This window comes from Kitasatospora sp. NPDC058965, from assembly GCF_042741245.1.
Taxonomy (GTDB): Bacteria; Actinomycetota; Actinomycetes; order Streptomycetales; family Streptomycetaceae; genus Kitasatospora.
In genome coordinates this window covers 1-5,797 of sequence record NZ_JBHYKG010000425.1, presented here as the reverse complement: position 1 = coordinate 5,797, position 5,797 = coordinate 1, and the positions used below count along the sequence as shown (strand labels likewise).

General features: G+C 74.1%; 4 protein-coding genes and 1 pseudogene. 3 read left to right on the top strand and 2 right to left on the bottom strand.

Annotated elements, in window-relative coordinates; all coding sequences use genetic code 11:
• Nucleotides 1-39 precede the first annotated feature (39 nt).
• Both ACFW1A_RS37520 and ACFW1A_RS37515 read right to left on the bottom strand, forming a co-directional pair.
• Complete coding sequence (locus tag ACFW1A_RS37520) at nt 40-1,503, bottom strand: GuaB1 family IMP dehydrogenase-related protein (RefSeq protein WP_380417607.1); 1,464 nt, start codon at nt 1,501-1,503, stop codon at nt 40-42.
• A gap of 207 nt (nt 1,504-1,710) precedes the next feature.
• Nucleotides 1,711-2,394: a helix-turn-helix domain-containing protein gene (locus ACFW1A_RS37515; protein WP_380417605.1), complete on the bottom strand. Its 684-nt coding sequence runs from the start codon at nt 2,392-2,394 to the stop codon at nt 1,711-1,713.
• A gap of 123 nt (nt 2,395-2,517) precedes the next feature.
• On the opposite strand from ACFW1A_RS37515, the gene ACFW1A_RS37510 reads away from it, so the two are divergent.
• The 3 genes and pseudogenes from ACFW1A_RS37510 to ACFW1A_RS37500 all read left to right on the top strand — a co-directional run.
• Nucleotides 2,518-3,831 carry a serpin family protein gene (locus ACFW1A_RS37510; protein WP_380417603.1) on the top strand — a complete coding sequence of 438 codons (1,314 nt, stop codon included), beginning with the start codon at nt 2,518-2,520 and terminating at the stop codon, nt 3,829-3,831.
• A 109-nt stretch (nt 3,832-3,940) separates the two neighbouring features.
• Nucleotides 3,941-5,287 carry a hypothetical protein gene (locus tag ACFW1A_RS37505; RefSeq protein WP_380417601.1) on the top strand — a complete coding sequence of 449 codons (1,347 nt, stop codon included), beginning with the start codon at nt 3,941-3,943 and terminating at the stop codon, nt 5,285-5,287.
• Between the two features lie 58 nt (nt 5,288-5,345).
• Nucleotides 5,346-5,797: pseudogene (locus tag ACFW1A_RS37500) on the top strand (arylsulfatase); the annotation flags it as partial.

Here is a 5,797-nt window from a genome sequence, read left to right as displayed (position 1 = left end):
CCGCTCGCCACTGGCGAGCGGCCCGGTGCCGTGCTGCGGTCAGGACCAGCTGGAGTGCAGCGGCTTGCCCTCGGCGTAGCCGGCCGCGCTCTGGATGCCGACGACCGCCTTCTCCTGGAACTCCGCCAGGCTGTTGGCCCCCGCGTAGGTGCAGGAGCTGCGCACGCCCGCGATGATCGAGTCGATCAGGTCCTCGACGCTCGGGCGGGCCGGGTCCAGGAACATCCGCGAGGTGGAGATGCCCTCCTCGAAGAGCGCCTTGCGGGCCCGGTCGTAGGCCGACTCCTCCGCCGTGCGGTTGCGCACCGCGCGGGCCGAGGCCATGCCGAAGCTCTCCTTGTACTGGCGCCCGTCGGGGGCGGTCTGCAGGTCGCCGGGCGACTCGTAGGTGCCGGCGAACCAGGAGCCGATCATCACGTTGGAGGCACCGGCCGCCAGCGCCATCGCGACGTCGCGCGGGTGGCGCACGCCGCCGTCGGCCCAGACGTGCTTGCCCAGCCGGCGCGCCTCGGCGGCGCACTCCAGCACCGCGGAGAACTGCGGGCGGCCCACGCCGGTCATCATCCGGGTGGTGCACATCGCGCCGGGGCCGACACCGACCTTGAGGATGTCCGCGCCGGCCTCGATCAGGTCGCGCACGCCGGCCGCGGTGACCACGTTGCCGGCGACGATCGGGATCCGCGGGTCCAGGCCGCGGACCGCGCGCAGCGCGCTGATCATCGACTCCTGGTGCCCGTGCGCGGTGTCCACCACCAGCACGTCGGCGCCCGCCTCGATCAGCGCCTTGGCCTTGCCTGCCACGTCGCCGTTGATGCCGACGGTGGCGGCGACCCGCAGCTTGCCGGCCGCGTCCACCGCGGGGGTGTACAGGGTGGCGCGCAGCGCGCCCTTGCGGGTCAGGATGCCGACCAGCTCGCCGGCCGCGTCCACCACCGGGGCCAGCTTGCGGTGGCCCTCGCCCAGCTTCTCGAAGGCGGCCTTCGGGTCGATCGACTCGTCCAGCAGCAGCAGGTCGCGGGACATCACCTGGGACAGGCTGGTGAACCGGTCCACGCCCTGGCAGTCGCCGTCGGTCACCACGCCGACCGGCTTGCCGTCCTCGACCACCACCAGCGCGCCGTGCGCCCGCTTGGGCAGCAGCGCCAGCGCGTCGGCCACGGTGGCCCCCGGGGACAGCGTCACCGGGGTGTCGAAGACCAGGTGACGCCGCTTCACCCAGGTGATCACCTCGGCGATCACCTCGGTCGGGATGTCCTGCGGGATCGCCACCAGGCCGCCGCGACGGGCCACCGTCTCGGCCATCCGGCGCCCGGCGATGGCGGTCATGTTCGCCACCACCAGCGGGATCGTGGTGCCGGTCCCGTCGTTGGAGGAGAGGTCGACGCCCTGCCGAGAGCCGACGGCGGACCGGCTGGGGACCATGAAGACGTCGTCGTACGTGAGGTCGTACGGGACCGCGTTCCGCTCGTCGTAGCTGCCGGTCTGGGGGTTCAAGAAGCGCATGAACTGGGGCTCTCTGGCTCTGGGAGGGTAGACCTCGGGCACGGATCAGGGGCCGGTTCCAGGCCGAACGACCGCTCACCGGCCGCCCCGCACCCAACCGTCGATACTCGCGGATACCCACCTCGAAAGCCAGTTCACACGCGAACCTTGAGGGTCCGCACAATCAGCGCAACTTGATCTTCGCCGGACCCTGGAGGAACCTCCAAGTCAGGCCAGGTGGCCGCTCGGGTCGACCGTGCCGATCCGGCGGCCGGTGACCCGGTGCGGGCGGACCCGGATCCACAGCTGGCGGGCCGGGCCGACCCAGGGCCGGCCCTGGTCGGCGCGGTCGTCGAGGGCGGCGGCCTCCGGCGGGGTGGGCCGCTCGGCGGTGCCGACCAGCAGCACGCTCCACCCGTTGCGCAGCTGCTCGTCCACCCGGTCGGCCTGGAACGACAGCGGGTCGCCGGCCGCGCAGGCGCCGACCGCGTCCGGCGCCGTGCGGTAGACCACGGTGTGCCCGTCGACCAGGTAGTTGACCGGGACCACGGTGGGGCCCTCGGCGTCGGGCAGCGCGATCCGGCCCACCCCGTGGCCGCCGAGGCGCTCCCAGCACTCCTCCTCGGTCAGCCGGACCAGGGCCGGGCGGGCCACCCGGCCCTGCTGGCCGGGCGCGGCGTCGGCCCGGCCCTCGGTCAGCTCCTGGTAGCTGAGCCCGAGGGCGGCCGCCACCCGCAGCAGGCCGGCCGGGTCGAAGCCGGGAGCGGTCTCGGTCAGGTAGCTCAGGTAGGGCGGCGCCATCCCGGCCTTGGCAGCCAAATCCTCGCGGGAGATCCCCAGTTGGTCACAACGCTCGGTGATCCGGCGGCGCATCGCGGCCTGCGCCCCGGCGTCCTGCTGATGCTTCGTCACGGTACCGATCCTGGGCGAGGTGGGCAGCGCCCGCCACCGGACGGAACCCGGCGCCGCGCTGCCGCGTCCCATCGGAGCCCACACCAGTGGGACGCGGGACACCGGACCGGGCGGGGAGCGACCATGCGGATCAAGCGGAGCTGGCGGACGGCGGGCGCGGCGGCGGTGGCCGCCCTGGTCCTGGCGGGCTGCGGCAGCGGGGGCGGCAGCACGGTGGCGGGCACCGCCGAGCTGAAGGCGACCGGCGCGCCCCGGCTGACCGCCACCGGCGAGCAGCGCACGGCCACCGCCACCGGCGACCGGGCGCTGGGCCTGGACCTGTACCACGCGCTCGCCGTGCAGCACGGCAGCGGCAACCTGGTGCTCTCCCCGTCCGGCCTGACCACCCTGCTCGCCATGCTGCTGCCCGGCGCCCGCGGCACCACCGAGCAGGAGCTGGCCGCCGCGCTGCACACCGGGCTCACCGGGGAGCAGTACGCGGCCGCCACCGGCGACCTGGACCGGACCGCCCACGACGGGCTGGACAAGCAGGTGACCCTGGAGCAGTCCGACACCCTGTGGGCGCAGCGGGGCCTGCCGGTCCAGCAGGACTACCTCCGGGTGCTCGGCGGCGCCTTCGACGCGGGCGTGCGCACCACCGACTTCGCGAAGGACCCGGACGGCTCGCGGCGGGCCGTCAACGCGCTGGTCGAGCAGCAGACCCACGGGCTGATCAAGGACCTGTTCGGCCCGCAGGACGTGAACGACGGCACCCTGCTGGCGCTGACCGACGCGCTCTACCTCAAGGCGGACTGGCGGCTGCCGTTCAAGCCGGCCGAGACCCGCCCACGCGACTTCCACACCCTGGACGGGCGCACCGAGCAGCCGTCCACCATGGCCCAGCTGGCCCGGGTCCGCTACGCCGCCGGCAGCGGCGGAATCACCGGCCAGCCCTGGCAGGCGGTGGAGCTCCCGTACGCCTCCGGCCACCTGGCGATGGACCTGGTGGTGCCCGCCCAGGGCGGCTTCGACGCGTTCCGGCGCGGGCTGGACCAGGCGCAGCTGCAGCGGATCGTGGACGGCCTGGCGGACACCGAGGTGGACCTGACGCTGCCCAGGTTCAGCTTCGAGACCGACAGCGACCTGAACGGACCGCTGGCGCAGCTCGGCGTCAAGACGGCGTTCTCCGGCAGCGCCGACCTGACCGGGATCACCGGGAACGACCCGAAGTGGCGGGCGAGCCTGACCAAGGTGGTGCAGAAGGCGAAGATCACGGTGGACGAGCAGGGCACGGTCGCCGCGGCGGGCAGCGGGGCGGTGGCCGGCGCCACCGCGGTCGCCCCGGCCCGGGACCGGGCCGAGCTGCACATCGACCGGCCGTTCCTCTTCCTGATCCGGGACACCACCACCGACCTGCCGCTCTTCCTGGGCCAGGTGACCGACCCGGCGGCCGGCTGAGCCCGACCGCGCACGGGCAGCCGGGTGACAACAGTGGTGTCGCCGGGCCGATCCGACGGTTCGTCGGCGGACAATGGGCGGGCCGTCGCCGAGCCCACGGAGGGTGCCCGTGTCCGCCGAATCCCGCCGAGTGGTGGTTCCGGTGCTGGTCCTGGTCCTGACGGCGCTGCTCGGCTGCACGGGCGCCGCACCCCGGGCGGCCGGGGCCGCCGAGGCGGCCTTCAACGGGACCGGCTGCAGCAGTGCCGCGGTGCGCGGCGGCTTCCAGGTCGGGGTGACCCATGCGGAGCACAGCATCGGCACCGGGACCGACCCCACGGCGCCGCCGCCCGCCCCGGCCGCGCTGGCCCGGGCCCGCCGGACGCTCTCCTCGGTCGGCCCGCTGCAGAACATGCACCTGTTCGGCTTCGGCGAGTGGGCGAACCCGCGGCACGGGGCGCACGGGCCGTTCGACTGGTCCTCGCTGGACGCCCGGATGCGGCTGATCTGCGCCACCGGCGGGACCCCGGTGATCACCCTGTGCTGCTCGCCGTCCTGGGCCACCGACCACTACGACCCCCAGGCCCCCGACGACACCACGCACCTGTACGACGCGCCGCTGCCCTCGCACTACCAGGACTACGCCGACCTGGCGGTGGCCGTCGCCCGGCGCTACCCGTTCGTGCGGTACTTCCAGGTCTGGAACCAGTTCAAGGGCTTCTACGGGGTGCCGCGCCCGGACGGCTCGGTGGACTACTCGCAGTGGGACGCCGCGGCGTACACCTCCTTCTACAACACGGTCTACCGGGCGCTGGACGGCTACCGGAAGTCGGCCCGGGTGGACCTGAGGATCGGCGGCCCGTACGTGCCGTTCCCCACCTGGTCCGATCCCGGCGCCGCGGGCCACCCGGCCGCAGTGGCCGCCCTGCGCGGCCAGCCCTGGGGCACCGTGGACCAACGCGCCCTGGACGCGCTGGACTACTGGCTGGCGCACGACGCGGGCGCCGACTTCCTGGCGGTGGACGCCGGCACCGACACCGAACCCGCCTGCCCGGACACCGCGCCCGACTGCACGGACGCCCAGAAGTACCGCCGGTTCCCCGACCAGGCGCAGGGGGCGGCCAAGTTCAAGGCGCTGGACCAGTACCTGCACGGCCTCCTGAACCACCGTCAGCTGCCGATCTGGTGGTCGGAGTACTACGCCCCCGTGGACGGGACCAACGCCAGCACCGCGGCGATGTACCGCGGCGTGCTCGACGCGATGGCCGCCTCCGGCGCCTCGGCAGCCCTGATGTGGAGCCCGGAGTACGAGCCCAACCTGCCCACCGACTGCCACGACGCGAGCGGGCACCAGGAGTGCTCGAACGGCTTCCCCGCGCTGTGGACCGAGCCGGACCTGTGGGGCGGCGGCGGCCCGCCGCCGGGGCCGGACTACCTGTCGATCGTCCGCACCTTCACCGGATCGCACCGGGGATAGCAACCGGTGGCCGGCAAAGGGCTGGGCCCGGGTCGGCGGCGCTGGCATGATGAGGCCCGTGATCAGCACAGGCTTCCTGCACACCTCCCCGGTCCACGTGCCGACCTTCCGCGCGCTGGTGGCGGACCTGGCCCCCGAAGGAACCGCCCAACGGCACCTGGTGGACGAACAGTTGCTGGCCGACGCGCGCGAGGGGCTGCCGTACCGGGAGAAGTTGGCCGACCGGCTGGCCGAACTCGCCGGCTGCGACGTGGTGGTGGTGACCTGCTCGACCATCGGCGGCGCGGCCGAGGAGCTGCTCCCGCAGGCGATCCGGGTGGACCGCCCGATGGCCGAGGCGGCGGCGAAGTACCCGCGGGTCGGGGTCGCCTACGCGCTCGACTCCACCCTCGCGCCCACCACCGCGCTGCTCGCCGAGGTGGGCGCGGTCGAGCTGGTGGAGATCGACTGCGGCCGCGCCTGGCCGCACTTCGAGTTCGGTGACCTGCCCGCCTACCACGCGGTGGTCGC

What these genes read in the sequence shown, in the direction of transcription:
- ACFW1A_RS37520 (WP_380417607.1), bottom strand. Translation starts at nt 1,503, where the DNA reads ATGCGCTTCTTGAACCCCCAGACCGGCAGCTACGACGAGCGGAACGCG.
- ACFW1A_RS37510 (WP_380417603.1), top strand. Translation starts at nt 2,518, where the DNA reads ATGCGGATCAAGCGGAGCTGGCGGACGGCGGGCGCGGCGGCGGTGGCC.